The 25,132-nt window shown below is 64.9% G+C and carries 23 protein-coding genes and 1 pseudogene; 14 read left to right on the forward strand and 10 right to left on the reverse strand.

The genetic code is table 11. The annotated features are described in order from the left end of the window. Positions 1–66: 66 nt before the first annotated feature. The gene (locus ACFWF2_RS26690) at positions 67–720 is read right to left on the reverse strand and encodes a CoA transferase subunit B (RefSeq protein ID WP_379310193.1); all 654 of its coding nucleotides are present in this window, start codon (positions 718–720) and stop codon (positions 67–69) included. Next, on the reverse strand, positions 717–1,463 hold the full coding sequence (locus ACFWF2_RS26695; protein ID WP_379310194.1) for a CoA transferase subunit A: 747 nt from the start codon (positions 1,461–1,463) through the stop codon (positions 717–719). The genes ACFWF2_RS26690 and ACFWF2_RS26695 overlap by 4 nt, the downstream gene beginning before the upstream one ends. Positions 1,464–1,715: 252 nt before the next feature. Here ACFWF2_RS26695 and ACFWF2_RS26700 point away from each other — a divergent pair, with 252 nt between their 5' ends. The 4 genes from ACFWF2_RS26700 to ACFWF2_RS26715 all read left to right on the forward strand — a co-directional run bounded on the left by ACFWF2_RS26700 (position 1,716) and on the right by ACFWF2_RS26715 (position 5,608). Then, positions 1,716–2,495: an IclR family transcriptional regulator gene (locus ACFWF2_RS26700; RefSeq protein ID WP_379310195.1), complete on the forward strand. Its 780-nt coding sequence runs from the start codon at positions 1,716–1,718 to the stop codon at positions 2,493–2,495. Positions 2,496–2,513: 18 nt separating this feature from the next. Then, positions 2,514–3,722, forward strand: coding sequence for an acetyl-CoA C-acetyltransferase (locus ACFWF2_RS26705; RefSeq protein WP_379310196.1), 1,209 nt, complete (start codon positions 2,514–2,516; stop codon positions 3,720–3,722). 329 nt (positions 3,723–4,051) lie between these two features. Beyond that, positions 4,052–4,684 (forward strand): helix-turn-helix transcriptional regulator, encoded by a 633-nt coding sequence (locus tag ACFWF2_RS26710; RefSeq protein WP_379310197.1) that lies wholly within the window; start codon positions 4,052–4,054, stop codon positions 4,682–4,684. A gap of 36 nt (positions 4,685–4,720) precedes the next feature. Then, positions 4,721–5,608, forward strand: coding sequence for an alpha/beta hydrolase (locus ACFWF2_RS26715; RefSeq protein ID WP_379310198.1), 888 nt, complete (start codon positions 4,721–4,723; stop codon positions 5,606–5,608). Between the two features lie 117 nt (positions 5,609–5,725). Here ACFWF2_RS26715 and ACFWF2_RS26720 read toward each other — a convergent pair whose 3' ends face one another. Beyond that, positions 5,726–6,214: a DUF6326 family protein gene (locus tag ACFWF2_RS26720; RefSeq protein WP_379310199.1), complete on the reverse strand. Its 489-nt coding sequence runs from the start codon at positions 6,212–6,214 to the stop codon at positions 5,726–5,728. Positions 6,215–6,505: 291 nt separating this feature from the next. On the opposite strand from ACFWF2_RS26720, the gene ACFWF2_RS26725 reads away from it, so the two are divergent. The 4 genes from ACFWF2_RS26725 (at position 6,506) to ACFWF2_RS26740 (ending at position 13,534) form a co-directional block, all read left to right on the forward strand. Continuing rightward, a complete protein-coding gene (locus tag ACFWF2_RS26725) occupies positions 6,506–7,513 on the forward strand; it encodes a sensor histidine kinase (protein WP_379310200.1) in 1,008 nt (335 codons plus the stop codon). Then, a complete protein-coding gene (locus tag ACFWF2_RS26730; protein ID WP_379310201.1) occupies positions 7,510–8,166 on the forward strand; it encodes a response regulator in 657 nt (218 codons plus the stop codon). Before ACFWF2_RS26725 ends, ACFWF2_RS26730 begins: the two co-directional genes overlap by 4 nt. A 259-nt stretch (positions 8,167–8,425) precedes the next feature. Beyond that, positions 8,426–9,241, forward strand: a complete 816-nt coding sequence (locus ACFWF2_RS26735) for a type II CAAX prenyl endopeptidase Rce1 family protein (protein WP_379310202.1) — start codon at positions 8,426–8,428, stop codon at positions 9,239–9,241. A 429-nt stretch (positions 9,242–9,670) separates the two neighbouring features. Further along, positions 9,671–13,534: a galactose oxidase-like domain-containing protein gene (locus ACFWF2_RS26740; protein WP_379310203.1), complete on the forward strand. Its 3,864-nt coding sequence runs from the start codon at positions 9,671–9,673 to the stop codon at positions 13,532–13,534. 249 nt (positions 13,535–13,783) lie between these two features. Here ACFWF2_RS26740 and ACFWF2_RS26745 read toward each other — a convergent pair whose 3' ends face one another. After that, positions 13,784–14,074, reverse strand: coding sequence for a hypothetical protein (locus tag ACFWF2_RS26745; protein WP_379310204.1), 291 nt, complete (start codon positions 14,072–14,074; stop codon positions 13,784–13,786). Between the two features lie 96 nt (positions 14,075–14,170). Here ACFWF2_RS26745 and ACFWF2_RS26750 point away from each other — a divergent pair, with 96 nt between their 5' ends. Beyond that, positions 14,171–14,575: a hypothetical protein gene (locus ACFWF2_RS26750; RefSeq protein ID WP_379310205.1), complete on the forward strand. Its 405-nt coding sequence runs from the start codon at positions 14,171–14,173 to the stop codon at positions 14,573–14,575. A 301-nt stretch (positions 14,576–14,876) separates the two neighbouring features. On the opposite strand, the gene ACFWF2_RS26755 is transcribed toward ACFWF2_RS26750, so the two are convergent. Further along, the gene (locus tag ACFWF2_RS26755; protein WP_379310206.1) at positions 14,877–15,224 is read right to left on the reverse strand and encodes an Lsr2 family protein; all 348 of its coding nucleotides are present in this window, start codon (positions 15,222–15,224) and stop codon (positions 14,877–14,879) included. A 414-nt stretch (positions 15,225–15,638) separates the two neighbouring features. Here ACFWF2_RS26755 and ACFWF2_RS26760 point away from each other — a divergent pair. Both ACFWF2_RS26760 and ACFWF2_RS26765 read left to right on the forward strand, forming a co-directional pair. Then, positions 15,639–15,785, forward strand: a pseudogene (locus ACFWF2_RS26760) (proton-translocating transhydrogenase family protein); the annotation flags it as partial. A gap of 347 nt (positions 15,786–16,132) precedes the next feature. After that, the gene (locus ACFWF2_RS26765) at positions 16,133–17,131 is read left to right on the forward strand and encodes an NAD(P)H-dependent flavin oxidoreductase (RefSeq protein ID WP_379310207.1); all 999 of its coding nucleotides are present in this window, start codon (positions 16,133–16,135) and stop codon (positions 17,129–17,131) included. Between the two features lie 218 nt (positions 17,132–17,349). Here the strand turns inward: ACFWF2_RS26765 and ACFWF2_RS26770 are convergent, their stop codons facing one another. The 3 genes from ACFWF2_RS26770 to ACFWF2_RS26780 form a co-directional block, all read right to left on the reverse strand. Next, complete coding sequence (locus ACFWF2_RS26770; protein ID WP_379310208.1) at positions 17,350–17,784, reverse strand: helix-turn-helix domain-containing protein; 435 nt, start codon at positions 17,782–17,784, stop codon at positions 17,350–17,352. Between the two features lie 855 nt (positions 17,785–18,639). After that, positions 18,640–19,218: a hypothetical protein gene (locus tag ACFWF2_RS26775; RefSeq protein ID WP_379310210.1), complete on the reverse strand. Its 579-nt coding sequence runs from the start codon at positions 19,216–19,218 to the stop codon at positions 18,640–18,642. A gap of 1,410 nt (positions 19,219–20,628) precedes the next feature. After that, positions 20,629–21,045 (reverse strand): hypothetical protein, encoded by a 417-nt coding sequence (locus ACFWF2_RS26780; protein WP_379310211.1) that lies wholly within the window; start codon positions 21,043–21,045, stop codon positions 20,629–20,631. 296 nt (positions 21,046–21,341) lie between these two features. Between ACFWF2_RS26780 and uppS the strand changes: the two genes are divergently transcribed. Further along, on the forward strand, positions 21,342–22,046 hold the full coding sequence (uppS, locus tag ACFWF2_RS26785; protein ID WP_379310212.1) for a polyprenyl diphosphate synthase: 705 nt from the start codon (positions 21,342–21,344) through the stop codon (positions 22,044–22,046). A gap of 13 nt (positions 22,047–22,059) precedes the next feature. Then, positions 22,060–22,440 carry an NUDIX domain-containing protein gene (locus ACFWF2_RS26790; protein WP_379310213.1) on the forward strand — a complete coding sequence of 127 codons (381 nt, stop codon included), beginning with the start codon at positions 22,060–22,062 and terminating at the stop codon, positions 22,438–22,440. Here ACFWF2_RS26790 and ACFWF2_RS26795 read toward each other — a convergent pair. Both ACFWF2_RS26795 and ACFWF2_RS26800 read right to left on the reverse strand, forming a co-directional pair. Further along, a complete protein-coding gene (locus tag ACFWF2_RS26795) occupies positions 22,433–23,923 on the reverse strand; it encodes a hypothetical protein (RefSeq protein WP_379310214.1) in 1,491 nt (496 codons plus the stop codon). The genes ACFWF2_RS26790 and ACFWF2_RS26795 overlap by 8 nt on opposite strands. Before the next feature lie 105 nt (positions 23,924–24,028). Beyond that, a complete protein-coding gene (locus ACFWF2_RS26800; RefSeq protein WP_379310215.1) occupies positions 24,029–24,316 on the reverse strand; it encodes a hypothetical protein in 288 nt (95 codons plus the stop codon). A 556-nt stretch (positions 24,317–24,872) separates the two neighbouring features. Here ACFWF2_RS26800 and ACFWF2_RS26805 point away from each other — a divergent pair. After that, positions 24,873–25,079 (forward strand): hypothetical protein, encoded by a 207-nt coding sequence (locus tag ACFWF2_RS26805; protein ID WP_189022610.1) that lies wholly within the window; start codon positions 24,873–24,875, stop codon positions 25,077–25,079. The last annotated feature ends 53 nt before the right edge of the window (positions 25,080–25,132 follow it).

A 25,132-nucleotide genomic window follows, 5' to 3' on the forward strand; every position in this document is an offset into this window, starting at 1 on the left:
GTCACCGGCGTGGGCCGGTGACCGCGCACGCGGCACGCCGGGAGGCGTGTCGAGTGGAATCGGAAATCACCGGTTCGATCTGAGGCTCCGTGCCACGGTGACATCGGCGCCGGTGGCTGCGCGAACATCGGATTCGCCGACGCCCGGCGCGGTTTCGACGAGGACGAGGCCCTCGGGGCCGATATCGAGTACGGCCATCTCGGTGATGATGCGGTGCACGCAGCGCAGTCCGGTCAGTGGCAGGGTGCACTGCTCGACGATCTTGGGTTCGCCGCCCCGGGAACGGTGTTCCATCATCACGATGACCCGTTTCGCGCCGTGGACCAAGTCCATCGCGCCACCCATGCCCTTGACCATCTTGCCCGGGATCATCCAGTTCGCCAGGTCACCGCGGGCGCTCACCTGCATCGCGCCGAGGACCGCGACATCGACGCAGCCGCCGCGGATCATCCCGAAGGACTGGGCGGAGTCGAAGTAGGAGGCGCCGGGCGCGACGGTGATCGTCTCCTTGCCCGCGTTGATCAGCTCGGGATCGACCTCGTCCTCGGTCGGATAGGGCCCGACGCCGAGGACACCGTTCTCCGAATGCAGCACGACCGTGACGTCGTCGGGCAGGAAGTTCGGCACCAACGTCGGCATACCGATGCCGAGGTTGACGTACTGGCCGTCGCTCAACTCGGCGGCCACCCTGGCTGCCAGCTCGTGGCGTGTCCACGTCATGCCCGTACCGTCCTGTTCTCGATTCCGACCTCGACCTTGCCCACGTGCACCACGCGCTGCACGTGGATGCCGGGGGTGTGCACTTCGTCCGGATCCAGGTCGCCCGGTTCCACCAGTTGCTCGACCTGGGCGATGGTGATCCGGCCTGCCGCGGCCGCCGGTGGATTGAAGTTGCGTGCGCTGCGCCGGTAGACGAGGTTGCCGTGGCGGTCGCCCTTCCATGCGTGGACCAGCGCGAAGTCGGTGACGATCGCGTGTTCGAGCACGTAGGGCACGCCGCCGAAGACCCGCGTCTCCTTCGCTGGACTGGCCAGCGCGATGCCGCCGTCGCCGTCGTAGCGCAGTGGCAGACCGCCGTCCGCGACCTGTGTGCCGACACCCGCTGGTGTGTAGAACGCCGGAATGCCTGCCCCGCCCGCCCGCATTCGCTCGGCGAGGGTGCCCTGCGGTGTCAGCTCCACCTCGAGTTCACCCGCGAGGAACTGGCGCGCGAATTCGGCGTTCGAACCGACATAGGAGCTGGTGGTGCGCCGAATCCGGCGTGCCTCCAGCAGTACTCCCAGTCCGGCACCCGCGGTACCGCAGTTGTTGCTGACCACCTCGAGATCGGTGGCACCGTGCGCGAGCACGGCATCGATCAGCACCTGAGGTACGCCGACCAACCCGAACCCGCCGACCGCGAACGACGCGCCGTCGTGAATATCGGCGACGGCCTCCGCGGCCGTCGCAAAGACTTTGTCCATCACATCGGCGATGCTAGACGACATGTTCGCAATACGCACCCGTGTGCGCAATGCGAACACTTGCACTTGGGAGTGGCATGGGCGTAGCGTGTTCGCAATGCGTACTAGTGTTCATATAGTGAACACTCTGGTTGATGCGGGCGGCGGCTCGAGCCGGGCTGTCGCGACGTAGCCTCGGGCCCGGCTCGATGAACCGACGTCCGCCGCGGGTGGACGCCATCGGGCCTACAGGGAGAAGGAGTTACGGCAGCCATGACAGAACCGTCACCGGATTACGTGCAGTCCCTCGGGCGCGGCCTGGCCGTCATCCGGTCGTTCGACGCCGAGCATCCCCGCCGCACCCTGAGCGAGGTGGCCCACGCGACCGACCTGACCCGTGCCACCGCACGGCGCTTCCTGCTCACCCTGGTCGAGCTCGGCTACATGCGCACCGACGGAAACCAGTTCTGGCTCACGCCAAGGGTTCTCGAGCTCGGCTACAGCTTCCTGTCCAGCCTGAGCCTGCCCGACCTGGCGGGCCCGCACCTCGAGGCGCTGGCCGAGAAGGTCCGCGAGTCGACCTCGGTGTCGATCCTGGACGGCGCCGACATCGTCTACGTCGCCCGTGTTCCGGTGAGCCGGATCATGACCGTCTCGATCAATATCGGCACCCGGTTCCCCGCGTTCGCCACCTCGATGGGCCGGGTTCTGCTCGCCGGCCTCGACGCCGGCGCACTCGACGACTACCTGGCGAAAGCCGACCTGACACCCCTCACCGACGCGACGGTCACCACGAAACGGCAACTGCGGGCCGAGCTGGCTCAGGTCCGCGCCGACGGATACTGCGTCGTCGACCAGGAACTCGAACAGGGACTGCGGTCGATGGCGGCACCCATCCGCGACCGGCACGGCACGGTCGTCGCCGCGGTGAACATCTCGACCCAGGCGGCCCGCTACACGCTGCGTGAGGTCCGCGACTCCCTGATTCCCGCCGTACTCGAGACCAGCGCCGCGATCGAGCACGACCTCAGCCAGATCCGATCCAACACCTGACATCTACGAGGAAGATCCATGCCCGAAGCTGTTATCTGCGAACCACTGCGAACCCCGGTCGGACGATTCGGCGGCGTGTTCGAAGACATCGCCCCGCAAGAATTGGCCGCGACCGTGATCACCGAACTGATCGCGCGCACCGGACTCGTCGCCGAGGCTGTCGACGACGTCATCCTCGGTCAGTCCGCACCCAACGGCGAGGCGCCGGCGATCGGCCGCGTCGCCGCGCTGGACGCGGGCCTCGGCATCGGTGTGCCCGGCATCCAGGTGGACCGGCGCTGTGGATCGGGTTTGCAGGCCGTGCTGCAAGCCTGCATGCAGGTGCAATCCGGGGGCAGCGATCTCGTGCTGGCCGGCGGCGTGGAATCCATGAGCCGCACCGAGTTCTACACCGACGACATCCGCTGGGGTGTCCGCGGCGACGGCCCGGTCCTGCACGATCGGCTCGCCCGCGCGCGGGTCACCGCTGGTGGCAAGAACTTCCGGGTCGACGGCGGCATGATCGAAACCGCGGAGAACCTGCGCGCCCAGTACTGCATCAGCCGTACCGACCAGGACGCGCTCGCCGTGCAGTCGCACCGGCGCGCCGTCGCCGCGCAACGCGAGGGACGTTTCGCGGACGAGATGGTGACCGTCACTGTGCCGCAACGCAAACGGGAACCCTTGCTGGTGTGCGCGGACGAGCACCCACGTGCCGATACCGACCTCGCTTCGCTGGCCCGGCTGCGTCCGATCCGGTCGGGGGTCGATCCCGAATCCACCGTGACCGCAGGCAACTCCAGCGGCCAGAACGACGGCGCCGCGCTCTGCATCGTGACGACACCGCAGCGTGCACAGGTACTCGGGCTCCGTCCGCTGGCGCGGCTGGCGTCGTGGGCGGTCGCCGGTGTCCCGCCGGCCACCATGGGCATCGGGCCGGTCCCCGCGACCGAGAAGGCGCTCGCCCGGCTCGATCTCACGCTCGACGACCTCGACGTGATCGAACTCAACGAGGCCTTCGCCGCGCAGGCCCTTGCCGTGCTGCGGACCTGGAAGATCGAACCCGACGACCCGCGCGTCAACCCCAACGGGTCGGGGATCTCCCTCGGCCATCCGGTCGGTGCCACCGGCGCCAGAATCCTGGCCACCCTGCTGCACGAACTGTCCCGCAGGGAAGGCCGGTACGGCCTCGAGACGATGTGCATCGGTGGCGGACAAGGGCTGGCCGCCGTTTTCGAACGCCTCTGATCCGCCTGTCGGGCCGGGCGCGGCTACCTGCCGCGGCCGGGCCGAGTGGATGGCCGCACCGTGGCAGCGCCGAGTACCCGATCACGGACGCCCTGAACTCCTTGCGAGCGAGGGTGTTCGGCGTTCTGCGGGGTAGTGGGTCGCTTTCAGGGGCCGCCGTTTCGCGGCGGTGTCGCAGCGCTCCCGTGCCGCGTATATTTCAGCCGATGCACGCGTCGGACGAGCGACAACCAGTGATCTCGCGGTGGTCTGGCATAGGGCGCTTGCGTCCCGGTGTGCTCGAGATCGAGGGTCCGCTGGGAAGTCTGCCGGGACATTCTCACCACTCCGTGCAGGTGGCCGTCGCCCACCAGGGGACGTTCGTCATCGAGGATCTCCAGGGCCGTCAGCGACGTACGAACGCGGCGATCGTTCCCGCCGATCAGACGCACGCGTTCAGCGCCGCCGGCGCCTGGGGCGTCGTGGCGCACGTCGAGCCCGAGTCTTCTCTGGGTGCCGAGCTGATCGAGCTGGTCGACGATCCGTCCCACGTTCGCGCCTGGCATCACGCGGGACAGACCCTGACCAAGGGTCACAGCGCCTACGTGGAAGGGCGCCTGCGCTCTCCCGGAAACACCTCGCATCCGCTTCATCCGGGAGTCGCCGCCGCGCGCACCCGCCTTCAGACCGAGCTGGACTCACGACCTATCCGGCTTCGCGACCTCGCCGCGACCGTTCATCTGTCGGAGAGCCGGCTGTCCCATCTCTTCGCCCAGGACCTCGGAATCACCTTCCGGGCTTACGTCAGATGGCTCCGGCTGCTCCGGGCGACCGCAGCGGTCGCGCAGGGCCGGACGCTCACCGATGCTGCTCACCTGGCGGGGTTCACCGACAGCTCCCATCTCACGAGGACCTGTCGCCGAACCTTCGGCGGCCCTCCCACCGCGTTCAACACGATCCGTTGGGAGATCCTGCCGACCTAGCAGGTTGGTCCAATCCCGGACACAGGGGAAGCGGCGATGCTCGAGCAGACCGGAAAGGAATTGCTCGTGAACACATCACCCCTCTTCGACTCCTTCACACCGGACGGCGGCGGCCCCCGACTCATCTCACTGCACTGGGTCCCGAGCGGGCCTGCACTGGCCAGTGTCGTCATCATGCACGGTCTCGGCGAGCACGCCGCCCGCTACGACAGCACGGCTCGGTTGTTCACCGCGGCTGGTTTCTCCGTGCTTGCCATGGACTACGAAGGATTCGGGCGATCCGAAGGACGCCGCGGCGACGTCCGATACCAGTCGACGGCGCGGGCCGTGGACCATCTCATCGCACACGAGCGTGAGCGAACGGGCGGCGCACCGGTCGTGCTGTACGGCCACAGCCTGGGCGGGCTCTACGCGTTCCTCTACGCAGCGGACCGGCCGGGGACGGACGTGGCCGCGGTGGTGGTGACCGGACCCGCTTTCGACTCGGAGCTGCGGAACCAGCGTCTCAAGGTGGCCGTGGTCAGGAGCATCGGCCGCGCCTTCGCCACCCTGACATTGCCGAATGGGCTGCGGTTCGAGCGTGTCAATCGCGACCCCGACGTCGTCGCCGAACGGTACGCCGATCCCTTGGTCCATGGGCGAGCGACCGCACGCTTCGCGATCGACGTCTTGGCACAGATGGATCGCGTGGCATCGGTTGCCACCCGAGTCGCCGTGCCACTACTCGTGGTTCACGGAGACGCCGATCTGATCAATCCGGTCTCCGCCAGCCGCCAGGTGGTCGACCTCGTGCCATCGGCGACACTGAGGACCTGTCCTGGCGTTTACCACGGGTTGGAGGATGAACCCGAGGGGCCGGTCATCCTGGCCGACGTCATCGCATGGATCGACCGGACGCTTCGCGGCGAGAGGAGTCCGGGGTAACCACTCCGGATAGTTCTGCTGATCTCGCGACTTCATGCTCCTGATGTGCATGAAGTCGCGAAAGCCAGTGCAACACCGAGACAGCGGTTTTCGAACAGGACGGGGACTACCCTTGGTTCACGCTTGCTGCTGCGCGCGAACGGTTTCGGGGTCCCGGCTGGTCGCCATCGTCGCCGAAGGTGCGATGCGGGGCCAAGTCCAGGCGTACCGCAAGATGAGGGCGAGAAGGATCACTTCCAATACGATGCCGAGGCCGTAGAAGTACAGCCACGACGCGCCCACCACGTTGAATACCGTGACGGGGACGTAGAGCGAAGCCACGATGAGGTTCGCGATGCGGCTCACCTTGGCGGGCAGCGTCATCGACAGCACGACCATGAAGATCGGGACGGCCATGAGGGTCAGCGCCGCGGTCGAAAAGGTCTGGGAGAGAGCGAACTCGAAGACCCTGCCGTCGAGGATGTCCTCGACGACGCCGGGCGTGAAGAAGTTGAGAATGTCCACGTAGGCGTACAGGAACATGAAGCTCGTCCACGCTGCGGCGAGCTTGGCTCGCACCGGCATCGGCTGGTCTTCCAGGGTGGTGGTGGGTTGACGTGTACTCATCATGGGCTCCGTTGTAGGGCGGATCGGTACGTCCACGATCGCTGGGCCTGGCGCCGGGCACACCGGCCCGGAGGCTGGATTTCGCCTGGCCGATGGCATGATCCCTCTCTCGTTCTTTCGGCGGGTACGCCGAGGCGCGCCGATCCCTATGCTGAAGCCGTGGTCACTGTCCGGCGCTCCCTCTGGCATGAGCCGCGGCCTGGTGACGCCCCACCCATCGGTCGTCTCGACTGGCTGCTGGTTGGCGTGTTCGCGGCCGCCACCTTGGTCGAAAGTATCGTTCGGCCGGGCTTGGCCTGGCGACCCCTGGTAGCGGTGCTCGCCCTGGCGCTGATGCCTGCCCTGCTCTGGCGGCGAAGCCGCCCCCTGATGGCCGCCCTGGTCGGGTGGGGCGTCGCCGGGCTGCTCTCGGTCCTGCAGCTGACTACGCATGCCGGGGACCTCGGCCTCTACTCCATGATGGCCGACTTGATCCTGCTCTACGCCCTGGTGCGGTGGGGCTCGGGACGCGAGATCGTCGTGGGGACGGTGTTCGTGGCAGTCGTCGTCGCGCTGGGGATGTACGCCTCCTCCGCGGGCTGGGCCGACGTTTTCGGCGGAAGCGTCCTCTTGCTGTTGTTCGTCGCCCTGGCGGCGGTGTTCCGCTACCGCGCGGACCTCTGGCATCGCCAACAGCGCGAGATCCGCAATCAGGAACGGGTGGCGCTGGCGCGCGAGCTGCACGACACCGTGGCCCACCACGTCTCGGCCATCGCGGTGCAGGCGCAGGCCGGTGGCGTGATCGCCGCCATCCAGCCTGAGAAGGCTGCCGAGGTCCTGGCCGCGATAGAGTCCGAAGCGTCGCGAACCCTGGCAGAGATGAGATCCATGGTGCGGGTGCTGCGTGCGGAGGAAGCCGTCGCCTACTCACCGCAACGGGGTGTCGCGGACCTGCCTGCTCTGGCGCGCGCCGACGCGACGCCCACCGTCGAGGTCTCGCTGGACGGTTCGTCGACCCGGCTGGCACGACCCGTGGACGCCGCGCTCTACCGGCTCGCGCAGGAGTCCCTGACCAACGCCGTACGGCACGCCCGGAGCGCGACCCGCGTCGGGATCGACGTACGCCGGGACGGCGACACCGTCAGGCTGCGGGTCAGCGACGATGGACAGACCGAGCCGGGCCCGGTCCCGAAACCTGGATTCGGCCTGCTGGGCATGGCCGAACGCGCCCAGCTCCTCGGCGGATCGCTCTCCGCGGGGCCGGGGCCCGAGGGTGGTTGGGTGGTCGAGGCAGTGCTGCCCGTGGACGCGCCGGCATGAGCATTCGTGTGGTTGTAGCCGACGACCAGGACTTGGTCCGAACCGGGCTGGTGATGATCCTCGGCGCGCAACCCGACCTCGAGGTCGTGGGGGAGGCGGCCGACGGGCTCGCAGCGCTCGACCTGGCGACCCGGCTGCGTCCCGATGTCCTCCTGGTCGACATCCGGATGCCCGGGCTCGACGGCATCGAAGTGACGCGACGCCTTGCGGGGCCAGGCGTCACGGACCCGATGGCGGTTGTCGTGATCACCACCTTCGACCTCGATGAGTACGTCCTCGGCGCCCTACGCGCCGGCGCCCGCGGCTTCCTGCTCAAAGACGCCGGGCCGGGGCTCCTCGTGCAGGCCATCCACGCGGCGGCCGACGGGGACGCGCTGATCGCCCCCAACGTCACCCGCCGGCTGCTGGCGACCTTCGCCGACCAGGCACCGGTGGTACCGGTCCAGCCCATCGACCCGCTCACCGAGCGCGAGGAGGAGGTGCTCGCGCTGGTGGCACGCGGCCGGACCAACGCCGAGATCGCCATCGAGCTCTTCGTCGGCCTGAGCACGGTCAAGACCCACGTCGCATCGTTGATGAGCAAGCTCGGCGCCCGCAACCGCGTCGAGATCGCGATGTGGGCATACGACACCAGACGCGTGCGAGCCGATTAGCGGGTGCAGATTGCAGCGTGAGCTGTCTACTCTCGGCGGCTGACTCATCGGCGCAGGATGTCGGGTAGGGGGCCTTTTCAGGGTGAACTTCCGGGTCTTTCCGGGATCCGGAGACCGAATCAGATTGCTACGGTCCGTGCATGAACCAAGATTCCCGCTCTCCAACAACGAATTCTGGTATGCGTGCCCGGTTGTCGACGTCGCGATCGAAGCGAAGGTGGGTAGGCAGGGATTCTGTTACCAGAGGTGGTGGGCAGCCATGACGACAGTCCGTGCGCGCTGCAGTTCTACCGGATCGGCTGTCACCGATGTCGCGTGGTTCTTCGCGATCGCCATCGTGCTGTGCTACGCGCTGTCCGTTCCGATGGTCTTTCGGCTCGTTTCCAGGGATTTCGACAACCTGATCGTTCCGATCCTGCAACTGACCCCGCTGCTCGCAGCGACCATCATGTGGCTCGCCCGACGACCCGGAACGTTCCGGGAGACATTCGCCACCGGGTGGCGCGGCACACCCATGTGGGCCGGCATCGGCATCGGCCTCATCACCGCGATCGCCGCCATCCAGGCCGCCATCGCACTGGCATTGGGGATCTGGCCGCTCAACCCGCTCGACCAGATCTTGGCGGCGACGGTATGGGTCATTCCGGTCTTCCTCATGCAGTCGGTCTTCGCTATCGGCGAAGAGTTCGGCTGGCGCGGCTGGTTGGCGACCCGGGCCGCGTCATGGGGATTTTGGTCGCTGGCCTTTGTCAGCGGTGTGGTCTGGATTGTCTGGCACCTGCCGGTGGTTGCCGTCATCGGAGACCGACCACCGTGGGACATCGTCATCTATTTCGCGGGCATGCTGCCGTGGGCGCCGCTGCTGCTCGCACTTCGCCGGCGGTCGGGGAGTGTCTGGCCGGCGGTCATGACGCACGGAGCGATCAACAGCGTCCGGGTGTACCTGCTGCAATCCGTTCCCAACGCGACAGATCATCTAATTATCGAAGTGATCGGCTGGGTGCTGACGCTCGCCGCTGTGATGTGGCTGATGCGCGCGAGCCCGGTGCCGGACGACCGAAGGGTTCGTTCGTGACGGTGCAGCTGGGGTACCCCGCCGGCCGACGGGAGCCCGCAGGTCGAGGTGGGGGACCCGAAGCCGGTCGCGGACAAGCCCGTTCGACGTAGCACCCGCAGGTAGTCGCACACCGTGTTGCGTGGTCGAATCAACAATCCCGGGTAGTCGTGCGGATCAAGCAAGCAGACACAACTGCGGTCCCGTCACTCGACATGTCGACATTTATGGTGCTAAAGATCGAGTAGTTGACTACGCGTGTTCGGATCACGTCAGTAGCCGATCATCGTGGGTATCGACAACGATAGGTGCGATTGGGGTTGTCATCTTGATGGATGTACGACGCCACATTCACCGGGCAACATGCCCGCTGGTCTAGGGCGCTACGACAGCTGAGCAGCCCTGGGCATCGGAGCGTCAGGTGCGTGATCTCAGAAGGGTCGGTGTGATATGCCGTTCGCCACGGAAGGTCGCTGGAGCGGCGCTCAGCAAACCCCCGGAGACTCGAAGACAGATCGCGATGGGTTGGGCGTGTTCGTTATTCACGCGACGTTGTTGCGAACCGGCGAGGTGCTCTGGTTCTCCGGCCATGCCGAGACCAACGAGTACCTCGCTGAATCGTATGTCTGGGACCCTACGCAGCCTGCGGCGACCGCCGTGGAGCAGCCGTTTCCGGGTACCGCGGACATCTTCTGCTGCCATCACGCCAATCTCGACGATGGTCGGGTGATCACGGTAGGTGGAGCGATGGCACATCCGGACCATGGAATGGGCATCCGTGACATCTGCATCTTCGACCCGGATCCCGCGGTCCGCGCGTGGACGAAGATCGGCGACATGCAGCACGGCCGCTGGTACCCGACCTTGGTGACGCTCGGTGACGGACAGCTCGTTGTGTTCTCGGGACGCGAAGAGGAAGGTGGTCCCGAGGTCATCAATTCAACAGTGGAGCTGCTGAGTCCCCCCTTCACTGGTCCCAGCTATTCACCGACAACTCTCTCGGGGGCGGACAAAACCTTCCCGACGTATCCTGGAATGCATCTCGTGCCGGGTGGTCGCGTCGTCCACACGGGAACGACGTGGCGTTATGAGGATCCGGTTTCGGATCCGATCGGGACTTTCTCGTTTCGAGTTACCAGCGCATCTAGCGGCTTCTGGACAGACGACGGCGTTGGCCCATCAGTCGCGCTGCGCGAAGAAGGCACCTCGGTCCTACTCCCTCCGGCGCAAGACGGGCGAATCCTGGTAGTTGGTGGCGCCGCCGCAATCTTCGGCAACGACGGGCGATACGCGGGGGACGGAATTTCGTCCGAGGCTCGACCGCGCTCTGCCGAGATCCTGGACACGCGAACCAATCCCGCCACGTGGACGCGAGTCGCGAACATGACCCATCCGAGGATCAACGTCAGCGCGGTTCTGCTTCCGGATGGCAAAGTCCTCGTCCTCGGAGGGCACGACAAGTACAAGTTCGATACCACGAGCACGCCATCGAATCAGGCCGAGCTCTACGATCCGGTTCTGAATGCATGGACGCTTGCCGCCACCGCGAGTGAGTCGCGCATGTACCACTCGGCAGCGCTGCTGATACCCGACGGCCGTGTGCTGGTGGCCGGCGGTTTCGACGGGAATATCGCTGGCGACGGCAACCGGAAGTCGTTCGAGTTCTATGAGCCGCCATACTTCTTCAACGCTGATGACACTGTTGCCGTTCGACCTACGATTACCAGCATCACCCCGATCGATGGTCCCGCCGACCAGCTGAGCTACGGGGGGCAGTTCATCATCGACACACCCGATGCAGCTGACATCCGCAAGGTCGCGCTTATGCGGCCCGGATCGATGACGCATCATACCGACACTGAACAGCGCTATGTCGCATTGGATTTCGTGCCTGGGCCGGGCGTGAACCAATTGACCGCACTAGTTCCGACCGATCCGAGCGTGGCGCCGCCGGGCTATTACATGCTCTGGATTGTGGACGCGAACAACCGTCCTTGTCAGACTGCCAGGTTCGTTCGGCTCCTCCGGGCTCGCTGTTTCGTCGTCGTCGACAAGAGCCACTATTCCAATGATGAAGTCAACGCCGCGATATTTCCGGCCACGACGTTCGACGACGCGTTCTACGTCGTGATGGATGGATTCCTACCCTCCGAGCTTGGCATCACCAGCGCAACAGCAAAGTCCCCGCCGCCGTCGGCGCTGTCTCCTGTCGTCGTCTTCCGCCGTAGCGATGGCACGGTTGTCACGGAGTTGACCGCCGTCGCGCAAACGCTTTCGTACGAGATTCCGGATTTGCCATCGGGAGTCAGACAGCGATTCACGTTCAAATACCGCCTCAGTATTGCCGGGACAGCGCCGTTCTTCCGAGCGGACAGGACAACACCCATCGAGATGCAAGACGTAACGCTCGACGCAACGCTGGGTGCGTATGTCGGCCATGGGACGATTCGATTGCACCACCAGCAGAATCCGTACATGCTCGACGGGCCTACCAGCTGGCTCAGCATCGATCTGCAGGTGTTCAAAGTCAGCGCGGGCGACGAGCGCTTCGGCCAGCCTGCGCACGGCAACAGCGACGAATCCGCGGTCACGTTCATCCGCGAGGTGCTCGAGCGCTTCAACAACAATCCCGCCACGGGGACAGCGGAATTCAACACCATCGCTGCCGCATCCGACAATACTCAGCTCGAGTGGTCCTACACGCGCGACGGACAACGGGTCTTCAACTACGCGGTCGCGAAAGTGCGCTACCGTGGCCGGCTCCTGGATGCTACCGACGTGCGCGTCTTCTTCCGGCTGTTCACGGTCGCAGCGACCGGTACCGAATTCCGCTCGGCGACAACGTATAGGACAATGACCAACTTCGAGGGAAACCCCATACCCGTGCTCGGACTGATCGGTTCCGAGATCGCCACGATACCGTTCTTCGCGACGCGGCGCGTCGATTCGTCGTTCCAATTGCTGACCGATCAAACCGACCCGCCGAACGAGACGACGATCGACGCGACAGGCGGCAGCGAATCCACGACCTTCTTCGGCTGTTGGCTGGACTTCAACAGCACCGCCAACCGGTATCCGTGGTATCCAGGAAACGCAGTCGGTCCCTACAGCTCGGGTCTGCAGAGCATCGCGACGCTCATCAACGGGCGACATCAATGCCTGGTGGCAGAGATTCATTTCAATCCAGCCGCCGCCAATCCCCTGGTGCGGGAAGGTGATTCGCCCGGAAGCAGCGATAAACTCGCCCAGCGCAACCTCGCGATCGTCTACTCCACCAATCCTGGGACCGATCCGACTCGCACAGTGCAGCATGCGTTCGAACTGAAGCCGCCGGACCGGACCGGGATCGCGCCTCTATCGACCGCAACCGAGCCTCTTACCGTCATCGGTCGGCCGCCACAGCGCTTCCGCCTCACCGCAGTGGGCCCTGACGAGCTGATGATCGTATTCGATACGCTGCCGCGTCAGACCGAGGTCGAACTGTTCATGCCTCAGTTGGACGCCGATGACATCATCCAGTTGTCAAGTCTGCGCGTCGGCCCAGGCCGAGTCGGGAGAGTGGATGAGCACACCATTCGATGTCGCGTCGGCGATGTTTCGTATATCCCGCTGCCGCCGTTCGGGCCGGGCAACCTGGCTGGTTTGATCACGCTCCGGTTGCCTCCCGGCGTGCGCTACGGACAGGTCTTTCGCGTGGTGCTCAGGCAGGTATCGTCGACCCAACGCCTGATCGGCGCATTCGAGTTGATGGTCAGAGTGGAGCACACCGATACGGTCCTCGCGGAGGAGGCGAACACTCTGGCGGTCGCCCGGTATGTGGCTGCTGTGCGCCCTTCCACGGACCGCTGGCAGCCGATCTTTCAACGTTACCTGGGGCATCTCACGGACCGCGTCAGGGAACTCGGTGTGGACCCCGAGGTCATCGAGCCGTCATTGCTCGGCACCGATGGCTCTCCAGGCTTCGCGCCGACATCGCGATGGTGTATCCCGCTCGCATGGCTCACCGCGCTACTCACGGCGTTGGCCCTGCCCATCGCAGGGCGGGTGATCGGCTCCAGCGTCGCCTGGACCGGATTCCTCGTTCCGATCGCTCTGGTCGTGGTGATCTACATCTGGCAGCGTCTCTGCAAGCCCGGCCTGTGTTATGCAGCGGTAGTACTTGGCGGCGGGCTGGTCCTAGGCGCGCTGTTGCTCGCCTTGCTCGGGGGGCCCGCCGCACATGCAGGCGGCAGAAGTGTGCTGTTGGCCGCGACGCTAATCGTCCTGCTTGCACTAGCTGCGGCAACCCTTGCACGCCGTTGGGTGAGAAGGTGAGAAGGCGCCCATGATCTGCTGACGAGCTCCTGGTCGGTCACGTGGGCTCCCGCAGCGCGACCCATCCACTGTTGGTGTCGGCGAGTGCATTGAACGCGATGACGGACGTGGTTGTCATGCACCAACTTCGGCATAGCATGCCGACAGCGAATTGACTGTGTGTGGCCTCGACTTCGACACACTTCAATCACACACCAAGGGATGTCCCGTAAGTCCGAGGCGGTGACGTCGGCTGCTTCCTGGCCGGGGTCACTGGGCGTGGGCGAGGTTGGCCAGGGTAGCCACGCCCGCCATTGCGACAGACACCCCGTCGCCACGTAACCGGCAGTCTTTGGGGTTACCCGGCAACGGTCGCCCGAGCACCCGGTCTTCGAACCATAATCCCCAGGGTCGGCCTCGCAAAGGCCGGTCGGCGCCATCTCGCCGCAACTGGGTGATCAGGCGAGCGAACTTGCGCGGCTGCAGGCCGGAGAACAGCTCCACTATCACCGGGTCAGTCGCCGAGATCACCACTGGCGACACGATACCGTTGCCGCTCAACAACGTACGGGACAGTTCTTAGCTTGGGTAGTCGCGCTCGACGTGAGTTTGCCTGCCCCTGAACCAGTTTCGGATCTGTATGCCAGAATCACCCGAATGATGGTGAATCGAATCGCGGCGGGTGTGTCGGTTGTGGTGGCAGGGTGTGTGTTCGCGCCGGGGACTGCGGTTGCGGAGTCCTACCAGCCGCCGCAGTTGGCGTTCGTGGCGCAAGGCGACGATTCCATCGTGGCCACGATCACCAACCCGAACGACAGGGGAGTGTGTTTTGCGGTGATCGGGATCGATGGTTCGGTGCATGAATTCACCGAACACGATTCCGCCGGCTCAGCGGGTCCAGGCAGTACCGTGCGTCCTGTCCGCTCGGGTCTGGCTCCAGGTCGTTACCAGCTCAGCGGCTTCTGCGGTAGCTCCCACACTTCACCCGATCAGGTCAAGGGTTCCGACTACACCGTGGAAGTGCCGGCGTCGAAGCCTTCGACTGGGTCCTTCGGTTCCTGACGTTCGGTCGTCCTGATCGTGCGCTCGAACATAACGGTTAGGATTTCGGAGTCGCTAGGAGCCCTTGATCACCCGCGAGTCTGTGATATCTACCGCGGGCAACGCGCGAGCTCCTTTCTTCCTCATGGAAGTCAGGTTGAGTATTTCGGCGCGGCGTAGCCGATGTTCTGTCGATCGGTGACAGGTGTCGGGTCTGGTTCGAGTAGCTGTCGTCGAGGACTTGGCACAACGGCGGGTGCCACCACCGCTGGATCCGTGCCCCGCTGCTCGTGCCCGGATTGTCCGGGCACGAGCAGCTCGGTCAGGCGACCGCCTTGTTGTAGGCGTCGACGATCTCGGCGGCGATGCGGCCGCGCGCGGAAACTTTGTGGCCGTTTTCTGCGGCCCAGGTGCGGATCGCGGTGAGATCGTTGCGGTTTCGCGCAGGCTTGGCCGGGGATGGAATGGGTCGGCTGGTGGATTTGGCCGTGCGGCCGGTTTTGCGGGCGTGCGGGACCCACTGCTCCATGGTGTCACGCAGCGTGGCTGCGTTGTTGTCGGAGAGGTCGATTTCGTAGAGGGCACCATCGACACCGAAGGTGACCGTTTCGGTAGCGGGTGTGGTGCCGTCGATGTCGTCGACGATGTTGACTACCACTTTGCGTGCCATGCGGCTTGTCCTGTCTGCTCGATGAATTGGCCAACGCTGCCGCCCGGTTTCTGGGAAGCCTGCGCGTGTTCGACTATGCCACGACCAAATTTCGTGCGTAAAGCACGCTTTCGATGATCCTCGCATCACAGGCGAGCCGGTTGTCAACCCCAAGATGCTGTCGGACTGCTCGAGCGAATGGGTCTATCTTCGCAAATCCGGTCGACTTCGGTGGGGGAGCGGCCTGGACGTGTCGGTCCAGCAGTGTCCATGTTCGGAAAGCTGGAGTGCAGCGTAGGCCGCCGGTAACGGCACCCCCTCGGCGACGAACTCGTAGTCCATGATTGCCAGATTCACCCGCCGAGGCAGGGTGACCTCACCTCCTGCGGAGCGCAGGCACCGAAACAGCCGATGTCGGCGGGCCGTCGGATCGGGATCGCGGTCGCGGCACTGCTCCAGATCGGGTACGGCGACTGGTTGATCACACTGTTGTCGTCCGCGGCAATTCTGCTCGCGAGCATCAATGTCTTCGGTGGCTCCGCGGTGACTCGCCGGATGCTCGCCATGTTCTCCCGCAGTTGACGTGCACATGACAATCGGAGTGGTTCCATGATCTCCGTTGAGACCGGCGCCACCTCGTCGTACCTGGTCGTGGCGCTGTTATTTGTTGTCGGCGACCTAGCCCACGGTGGCTCGTGGGCCTGCGGAAGCGACAAGCGAATCCAACGACTCCGGACAGGAGTGGCGTCGTCCACCAACCCGAGGGCACGGCTGGGCGGTCGCGGCGCCGCCGATCGGATCGGCACGGTGATTGACGCCACGATCGCTATGCAACTGGTTGCATATGGGTCGGTGTGCGTCCTATCGTGCAGGAACTGACGTTCGCCCGGCGGCTCGACCGCTGGTCGGTCCTGCCTTCGGAGGATTCAATGGCACTGCCCCTGCAGCTTTCCGGCCGCCTGTCCCTGCCTGTGGTCGCCTCGCCGATGTTCATCGCGTCGGGCCCCGAGCTCGTCATCGCCCAGTGTCAGGCCGGGATCGTCGGATCGTTTCCGGCGCTGAACGCGCGGCCAGCGTCGCTGCTCGGCGACTGGCTCGAACGCATCGTCGAGGAGAACGCGGCATTCGCGGCGGCGAACCCGGAGGCGGTGGTGGCGCCGTTCGCGGTCAATCAGATCGTGCATCGCTCCAACGATCGGCTCGAGCAGGACATGGCGGTCATCGTCGAGCACGAGGTGCCGATCGTGATCAGTTCGCTAGGCGCGCGGACCGAGATCAACGACGCGGTGCACTCCTACGGCGGACTCGTGCTCCACGACGTGATCAACAACGAGTACGCGCGCAAGGCGATCGAGAAGGGCGCCGACGGGCTCATCGCGGTGGCCGCGGGCGCCGGCGGGCATGCCGGGACCCAGTCGCCGTTCGCGCTGATCCAGGAGATCCGCACCTGGTTCGACGGTCCGCTGCTGCTGTCTGGTTCCATCGCACACGGCCGGTCGATCCTGGCGGCTCAGGCCGCCGGTGCCGACCTGGCCTACATCGGCTCGGCGTTCCTGTCGACCACCGAGGCCAACGTCGTGCCCGGCTACCGGCAGATGGTCGTCGACTCGGCCGCGGCCGACATCGTCTACAGCAATCTGTTCACCGGCGTGCACGGGAACTACTTGCGCGGCAGCATCGTCGCCGCCGGTCTCGACCCCGACAACCTGCCCGAGTCGGACCCCTCGCAGATGAATTTCGGTTCGTCCGGCACCGACGCCAAGGCCTGGCGCGATGTCTGGGGTGCGGGTCAGGGCATCGGTGCCGTCACCGAAGCCGGGCCGACCGCCGACCTTGTGGCGACCCTGCGCCGCCAGTACGAGCAGGCTTGCGGCGATCTCGCGTCCACGGTCGGACACCTGACTGGGGCCGTGGTTTCGGCGCGCTAGCGGCACCTCCGTCGCGAGTTTCCGGCGGCTCCACAACGAGCCCGCCGGAAACTGCCCGGGTCCTGCGCTAGATCGCTCGCTCGCCGGGCCGCGGCCAGTCGACGCAGCTCGGTGGTACCGGCGCGATGTTTCCAATGGGGTGTGGGATTTCGCGAGTACGAGAAGCTACGTGCCTACGACGGCGACATGGCTGTGCGGGCGCTTCACCTGTTCCAGTGTCACCAAACCGATGCTGTACCAGGGTCGTTTTTCCAGAGGACTTCTGGACTGCTTCGACGCGGTGCCGGCAAAGCGTCAGACCAGGTGGGTGTATACACAGACACCCAGACTGCGCAGGTGCTCGAGAGCTTCTTCGTCACCTGAGGTGAGCCAAAATTGCTATCCCAGACACCGTCCGGAGTTCGAGGCACCCAGTGCTCGATTCCGTAGCTGCCCAACACCCTGCGGATTGGGGGTGGATCCTCAGCCAGCGGTGCGACGGATGCGGGCGGGCGGACCTCGGGAGTTTGGTCTTCCCACGCGCCGACGTCGGCGAGGCGGTATCGACGGTGTCGGCCGAGACGGGCATAGAGCGGCCCTGTGCCGTTGCAAGACCAGGCAGCCAGGGTCTTGGCTGGGATCTGCAAGCGCTGGGCGAGATCGGCGGTGGTCAACCATTTCTCGTCATCGGCCGCGGTTGGTGTCGCGGGCTACGTGCCGTGGACCGCGTCCCGAGCAGACGCTGAAGCTCCCAGGTGCGCACGGAGGCTAGCCGGTATCGACGGTGTCGGCCGAGGTGGCTGTAGCGGGGGCCGGTGCCTGCGGAGGCCCAGGAGGCGAAGGTTTGAGGGGATGTGCCAGCGCGAGGCGAGATCTGGGCTGGTGAGCCAGGTTTCGCCGTCGGGCATAGGGGAAGCAGAGTTCGCCGTGTCAGGCGATGGAGGAGCGGAAGGCATGCGTCGCTCACTGATGTGTTGCGATCAGTAGCTCTTCCTGCGGTCGAGTATATCGGAGGCCCGCTGACGGCCTCGGGAGCTTGGGGGCCCGCCGGGACCGGGCGATACCTGGCGGGTGTGAGTCAGGACGACGCCGGGCGGCGTTGGCTTGCCCTCGAACCGTCCTATCGGGATACGTCGAGTGCCCCCACCGGGGCAATTGTGTGATGTCGGACACAAATGCTGAGTTGGGCGGCTCATGGTCGCTCTTTGGGCAGGAATCGGTGCTCCCGGAGCCGTTGACGAACCCCGCCGACGTCATTTTTGTGCTGTAACTGTGTGTATGGGCCGAACCACGTCAAGTCCCGGAGCACAAGAAAACCCCCTCCGACCGAGGTCAGAGGGGGTTTTCACTGTCGGGCTGACAGGATTTGAACCTGCGACCACCTGGCGACGGTTCCAGTTCCTCGGAAGCTACCCAATGGTTCCCAATAATGCTGGTAGTCAACATTTTTCATATATGCAACGCGCTGGTCCGTTCTCATTGTTTCCCGTTGATTCCGGTCAATAGTGTGTGTTTGTTGTGTGTTCGGTTCAGGTGTGCATCCGGTGGCGGTGTGGGCTGATCGCGTAGGCCGGAGTCGATGTGGAATCGAGGAAGTCGTCGGTCCAGCCGAGAGCCAGGGCACGCAGCGCGGTGATGTCGGCGTTGCGTGGTCGTCCGCACAGTGCTTCGCCGAGCGCGTCGGAACTTGCGCCCTCAGCGTCGGTATGGGCGCCGTTGGGGAATCGGACGCCGACGAAGGGGCGGTGCAGATAGGCCTGCACGGCCGCGGTGCCGGTGCCGAGGCTGTTGCACAGTGAGTGTGGCGCCGAGATCGTGAGCGCGGGAAGCGCGGTGGTGCCGATACCGGCCAGCGCTGTGTCGATGTTGTCGCCGAGGAAGGACTTCACTGGGTCGAGCAGCACGATGCCGCGCAGGCGCGCCCAGGTGCGCGGGGCATCGATCCGCAGATGATCGGCGACGAAGGCGACGGCCTCGGCACCGGCCGAATGTCCTAGGAAAACCAGGTCGGGTGGCAGCTCGGGCGCCTCGCGGCTGGCGCGCTGGGCGGCTGCGCGAGGAGGCGCTGCGATTCCCCTTGCTCGGCATCGTGGCGCTGATCGTCGCATCCGGCGCCGCGATGGCCTGTCCGCCGCTGGGCAATGTCGGGGAGGCGGTCATGTTCTGTGCGCTCACCGGCGCCGAACTCGCAGCGTCGCAGCGACAATCGATCGCGGGGCCGAGAGGTGCGAACCAGCCGGACGATCGGTAGCGGATCAGCCCGGCGCTCCCGTACTGGGGGTGAATCGGAAGAACTCGCGGCGTCGTTTCCCGTCGGCAGGTTCAGAATCTGTGCCGGATGGAGACATCGGGTGCTGCGACGGATTCATCGACACGAGCACCCTTGGATCGGCGGCCATGACGTCGGCATCGGCTACGCGCTGGCTCCACACCACCACGAATCCGCCGTTGCCGGCGCCAGTGATCGACGGCGTGACACCAGAGGCAGTTTCGGCGCGGGGACGATGATCACTGCGAGATCGTTTGAAATCCGAACGAGCGTGTGTGGTCAACTGCGCTCGCAGCCGACTCCGTTTCCGTCGCGGTCGAGGTCGTATTCATCGGGCCCGATCACTCGCACTCGTCCCGTGTAGGCGGGGCCGTTACCGCCTCCTCCTGCGCAGTCGACGTCGCTTGTGACGGGCACGCACGGCTCATAGGAAGGGTGGCAGTTCGTTTGTGATCTCCTGGGCGAACTGGACTGATGGCTCGATCGTGTGGTCGGCGGTGCGGGCCGTGGGGCCATCGCTGATGTTGATGGCGCCACAGCTGATGAGGACGGAGCTGCCGGGGAAGACGAGGGCACCGAAGTAGGACTGGACGTGACGACGCTGGATGTCACGCCGCTGTCGCCCGGATCCTCGTAGCTGCACCCCATCAGCGCGAGCGCACAGAGGAAGGGCAATGTCGTCGCTGTTCGGCTGGAGAGAGGACCCATGATGATCCCTGGGCTGTGTATGAGGGGTGGTCTTAATATCGGTCGACAACGCTGTGATGTAACTTTCTTCGTGCCGAAGGCCGTTGCAGCGGCCGCGGGTGTGGCCATTGGGTGGAGCCTCTGGTCGTGCTTGCATGCGGTCCAGTGGGAGCGGAACCCAGTACTTGGGCTTGACGGGTACTGACTTACGGCCCTTCCACGCTCGACGCCGACGAGCAGGCTTTCGACCGTATCTACGGCGTGAACGTCAAGGCGCCGTTCTTCCTGACCTCGGCCTTCTAAACTGCGCCGATTCCCCGTGATCTCATTGCATGGATTACCTCGTCTAACGCTGCGGCGGTGTCGGGCTCACCGTCTGAACATCGCAGAGTGACCTGCCGGTTCGGCCAACCGTCGTCATCGAGTTCGAGAGGAGCCAGATGTCCTCGTCCGCGTAGTAGTCGCGAATCCACCGCATCCGGCCACGGTATCGGGGCTCGACAATCACCGAGGCAACGTACTGACGTGCCGCATACCGCGCGGAGCGTGGCGCGTCGCCGTCTTATCTAGTGCTATGGCCGATCCGGCGACGCGCTTCGCGTACCAGCGGGCTCACAAAGAACATCTCATCGGGAGCGGAGGCCTCAAGGCATGCCCAGTACTCGAGCCGCTGCGCGATTCCTGGTGCTTGCGTTGCTTCCCAAACCGCAACGAGAGCGTCGACCAACGGCTCGGTTCGTTCCGGCAGATCGTCCTGCGCCGGCGTGATGACCAGGTCGTCCTGGGCCGACTGGAGGACCAGATCCAGCAACCAGAAACTCAGCTCCCAGTCGGCCTTGTTCGCGAGCAGCAGACAAACGAATTCATCGAGCCGTGCCGGATCGGATACCTCGATAGGCCAGTCCTGCATCCAGTTTTCGTGCGCGATGTTCGCCAGCTGCGCCACTCGCGACGCCGAATCCCCGCCTGGATAGATCATGTAGCTGAAGGTAGCCAACGCAGGTGCGGTCGGCGTCGAGGAAGACTGTTGGTGTCGTGGAGAAGACCGGCCCTCGCGGCGACGACGATGTCCGCTGCTCCGGTATGTGTAAGTCGATAGTTGACCCATGACAGCAAGTTCACCGTCGCTGGTCGCAATCCCAGAGCGTACCTGCGGGTTTACTGATCCGTAGGTGTCTTCGGCGCACTACGCTCGGTCTGCAAGCTTTCAAAGGCCTTGGGGGAGGCTGACATCGGTGTGGGAGGCAAGGTGGCGGGTCCATCGAGGGCGGCGTCGTGAGGATCATCGAATGGACCGAACGTCGAGCAGTCAAAGATCGGGGAGTGCCGGCCCATGTGGCGTTGATCATGGACGGCAATCGGCGGTGGGGCGCTGCCCGGGGCATATCGGCCGTCGACGCGCACTTGTCGAGCGCACCAGCTTTGGTGTCGTGTATCGAAGAGGCCAGGTGGCTCAACGTCTCCCACGTGACATTCTTCGCGCTCGCTGCGCGTAATCTGGACCGCAGTACTGAAGAGGTCGACTCCCTGGTGAAACTCCGGCGATGGTTGTGGACGTCGGAGGTCCTGGACGCGGTGGAAACAGCCGACGCCAACGTTCACGTCATCGGTGAGTATCACGATGAACGCATCGTCGACGACATCTTGCATGTCGTCGAGCACGGGCGGCAAGGGCAGGGAGAGATAGACGTCTGCTTCGCGGTGAACTACAGCTCGCGAGCCGAGCTACTGGACGGACTGACCACTGCGGCCGACCCGACGAGCGCTGACCGCGAATACAATTCGTTCTCGAAACAGACTCCTGATATCGATCTGCTCATCCGACCGGGCGGTGAGCAGCGTCTGTCCGATTTCATGTTGTGGCATGTCGCACATGCTGAGTTGGTGTTCACCGACACGTTGTGGCCCGATTTCCGGGGCTTGCATTTCAGCTCGGCGGTGGCCGAATTCCAGCAGCGACAGCGGCGCTATGGGCGTTGAGTCACGGCTGCCGGTGGTCTGCACCGCCGGGCTCTGCATCGACCCTGACCAACGTCTGCTCGTCATTCGCCGCACCCGACAGCCACGGGCGAACGCCTGGTCGCTGCCCGGAGGGCGACTCCACTTCGGTGAGCGCGCAGAAGTTGGTGTGCTACGTGAACTGGTCGAGGAGACCGGGCTGTTCGGCCGCCGAGCGACAATGATCGGGACACATCAGCATATCGACCCCGACCATCACCTCATCGTGCTGATCCACAGAGTCGAGGGACTGTCCGGCAGCCTTCACCCCGGAGACGACGCCGCCGAGGCGGCCTGGGTTCCGGTCTCGAGCTTGACACCGCACAACTCGACGTTGGACCTGTTCCGGGCCGCGCTCGAGGCCAACTCTAGGTAGCGTGCGGTCGCGGAGTGGCCGGCTTCGGCAGGCGCCGCAGACCTTTGGCGGCCTCGACGCTGACCACCGAGCTGCGATCGGTCGCGAGCTCTGTCAGCAGTTTCGGGAAGTTGCGGCGCTCGGCCGCCAAAACGATCACGCGTCGAGTGGTTACCGCCGCCCCGGGCAGCAGCGCTCGAAGACACATCTCATCGTGTGGCCCCGAGCCGGTACCCAACGCCCACGCCGCGGTCAGCCGCACGCCCTCGTCGAGGATCTTGGTGTGGGCGAAGCGCGAGAAGTAGGGATGCGTGGCGGGGTGGTCGATCTTGGTCATGAGGCGCAGAACGGCGCGTTGAGTTCCGTAGTCCTCATTCGAAATATCCTTCAGCAGAGCGAGACCGGCACCATGCGCCAGACCCGACGCTATCTGCAGCGGCCCCAGAGCCAGCGCAAAGCCCAGACGCTGGACCCGGTATTTCGAGAACACCGCGTCGGTGAGCATGCCGCTGAGACCGGCGGGAACGCCGGTTGCGCCGTGCCTGCCGTGAGGACCGTGTGAGGTGAGGTGCTTGCCTACGTAGGAGTGCACGGCCCGGATGATCTCGGTTTTAGTTGCGGCAGCAGGCTCGACGAGCAGTTGACGGATCTCGCTGCGGTTGTCCTGCATGTATTTGCGAAGCCGCGGTGAGATCGCCACCCGCCCGGCGGAGAGGAAAGCGATCGCTTCCTCTCTCGCGGTGTAGGCCTCCGTTGGATTTTCGATAATGTGCTCACAATATGGAATCAGCGATGGCGCGGTTTGTCGTATGTCGTCGAAGGATCCGGGGTCTCTGGGGATCCAGCGCCGCACCGTTTCCAGCAGTGTCTGTCCTTGTACGCCGTCGTCCAATTTTGCGCACAGTCGTAGCAGGGGCGCCCACGCTTGACGGTCCTGAACGAATCCCAGCGACTCCACGACATTGAACAGCGCCAAGGGGTCTTCATCGACACGCTCGGCGATGTAGGGGATCGAATGGGGGGACAGGTTGATCAGGGCCTCCCGCAGCAACCGCTCGTCGCGTTCGAACGACGACCTGAAGTCCTCTATCAGGCGACCGAACACGCCCTCGGCGAAGCGAGCGGAGTCGAAGATCTTGCCTCGCGCGGGTAGTCGGGCTGCCATCGAGAACTGCAGCCAATCCAACGAACTGACCGGCTCGTTGTGGCAGATCCGGTACAACAGGTCGTAGAACCAGCCGTCGCCATGATCGACCCACGATATCTGTGCGCCGGGCGCGGCCTCCAGCCGGAACAGGTACACGAAAACGTCCAGCAATTCCCCCGGCACACAACCGAGTGCCTGCTCGTATGCCATCACGCGGCCGATGTCGAACTTGGCTGCTCCGGTCTCCATGCGGTTCACGGTGGCCGGTGTCAATTCCTTGGGTAGATGTGCGGCCAGTCGCCGCGCAAAACTGGGCGTGTGCTGGATATCGGGCTCACCGGAGTACTCCCGGAGCATTCGGCAGATCCAACCGAACCGACCGTCCGCTTTTCTTGTGTCGGCGATCGTTGGCGGCCGGCCTGGAATCCTGCCTGTCGCCATCGCCCCAGTATCGGGCCGAGGTCAGCCCCGGATCAGCAATTCCAGCAATTTCAGTTTGATCTGATCCGGCAGGGTTGCGTGGCCCAGGCGTCGGGCGCCGAACACTGCCACAAGAATGGAGATCATTTTCGAGATCGCGGGGGCTGACAGCACCGTTGCGACAAGCAAGGTGATCACGCTGGCCGCCATCAACCAGTCCGGCATCATCGGCATAACGCCGAGGACCGCGACCGGTAGGGCCGTCCATTTCGCCGTTGCCAGCACCGCAGCACGTCGTCGGTTCCCAGGGCTCTCGCTCGAAGACTTCATCGCCGTCCTTTGTTCTCTCGGGCAAGTCCCCTGAAGTCTCGCGGCCCTTGCGCCCAGACCGATCATTCGTGCGTGGACACCCTCGGCGCACGCAGGAATGCTGGTCCATCAGCCCGGTACGCCGGCCGCTCGAGTCGATGCGGTATCGCCACCGCGGACGCGGCACCTGTGTTGATCCACTCGGGCGTGCGGGATGGACGCGCGCTCGGAGCCAGGCGAATTCTGGTGTCACCGTGACGTTCTAGGGCGCTAGCCGATTGGTCACGCGGCTGCGACAGCGCCGCCTGATCGACCCCGCGCCACCGCACCCGCGCCCGGCGGCGAGCAGATACTGGTTGCGCCTTCGGCTACGGATCTGATACCCACGAGCGCCATCGCGGCGGCCATTTCCAATGGGGCGGAACGGTGCACACGAGGTTGTTCGCGAGATCGGCCGCACACGGGGTCTTCGCTTCGCCCGGCCGATTCCCATGGCGCGCTTTGTTACCTCTACATCCGGAAGGCGTGGGGTGCGGCGGTGTGTCTGGTGTCAGGCTCACACCGACCGAAGGATGTCATGACCACCGCTCTGTTCACCTTGCTCAGTACCTTGTTCACCGTGTACCCCATTGCAGCGGCCGCTGTGGTGTGCGCGATCGTCGCCGTCGTTCTGGCGGTTGTGATCGTGGCCGTCGCAGCGAGCACCGAAAAGCGGCGCCGGGATGCCCGCCGCACGCTTGACAAGATCGATCGGCTGCTGGGCACGGTTCTCAACCGCCGCTGACGCACCGTCCCCGCCGCCGCGCTCCACGGGCCCGGGACCGGATCATCTCGATC

It is taken from the genome of Nocardia sp. NPDC060259, assembly GCF_042728775.1.
In the GTDB taxonomy this organism is placed as follows: Bacteria; Actinomycetota; Actinomycetes; order Mycobacteriales; family Mycobacteriaceae; genus Nocardia.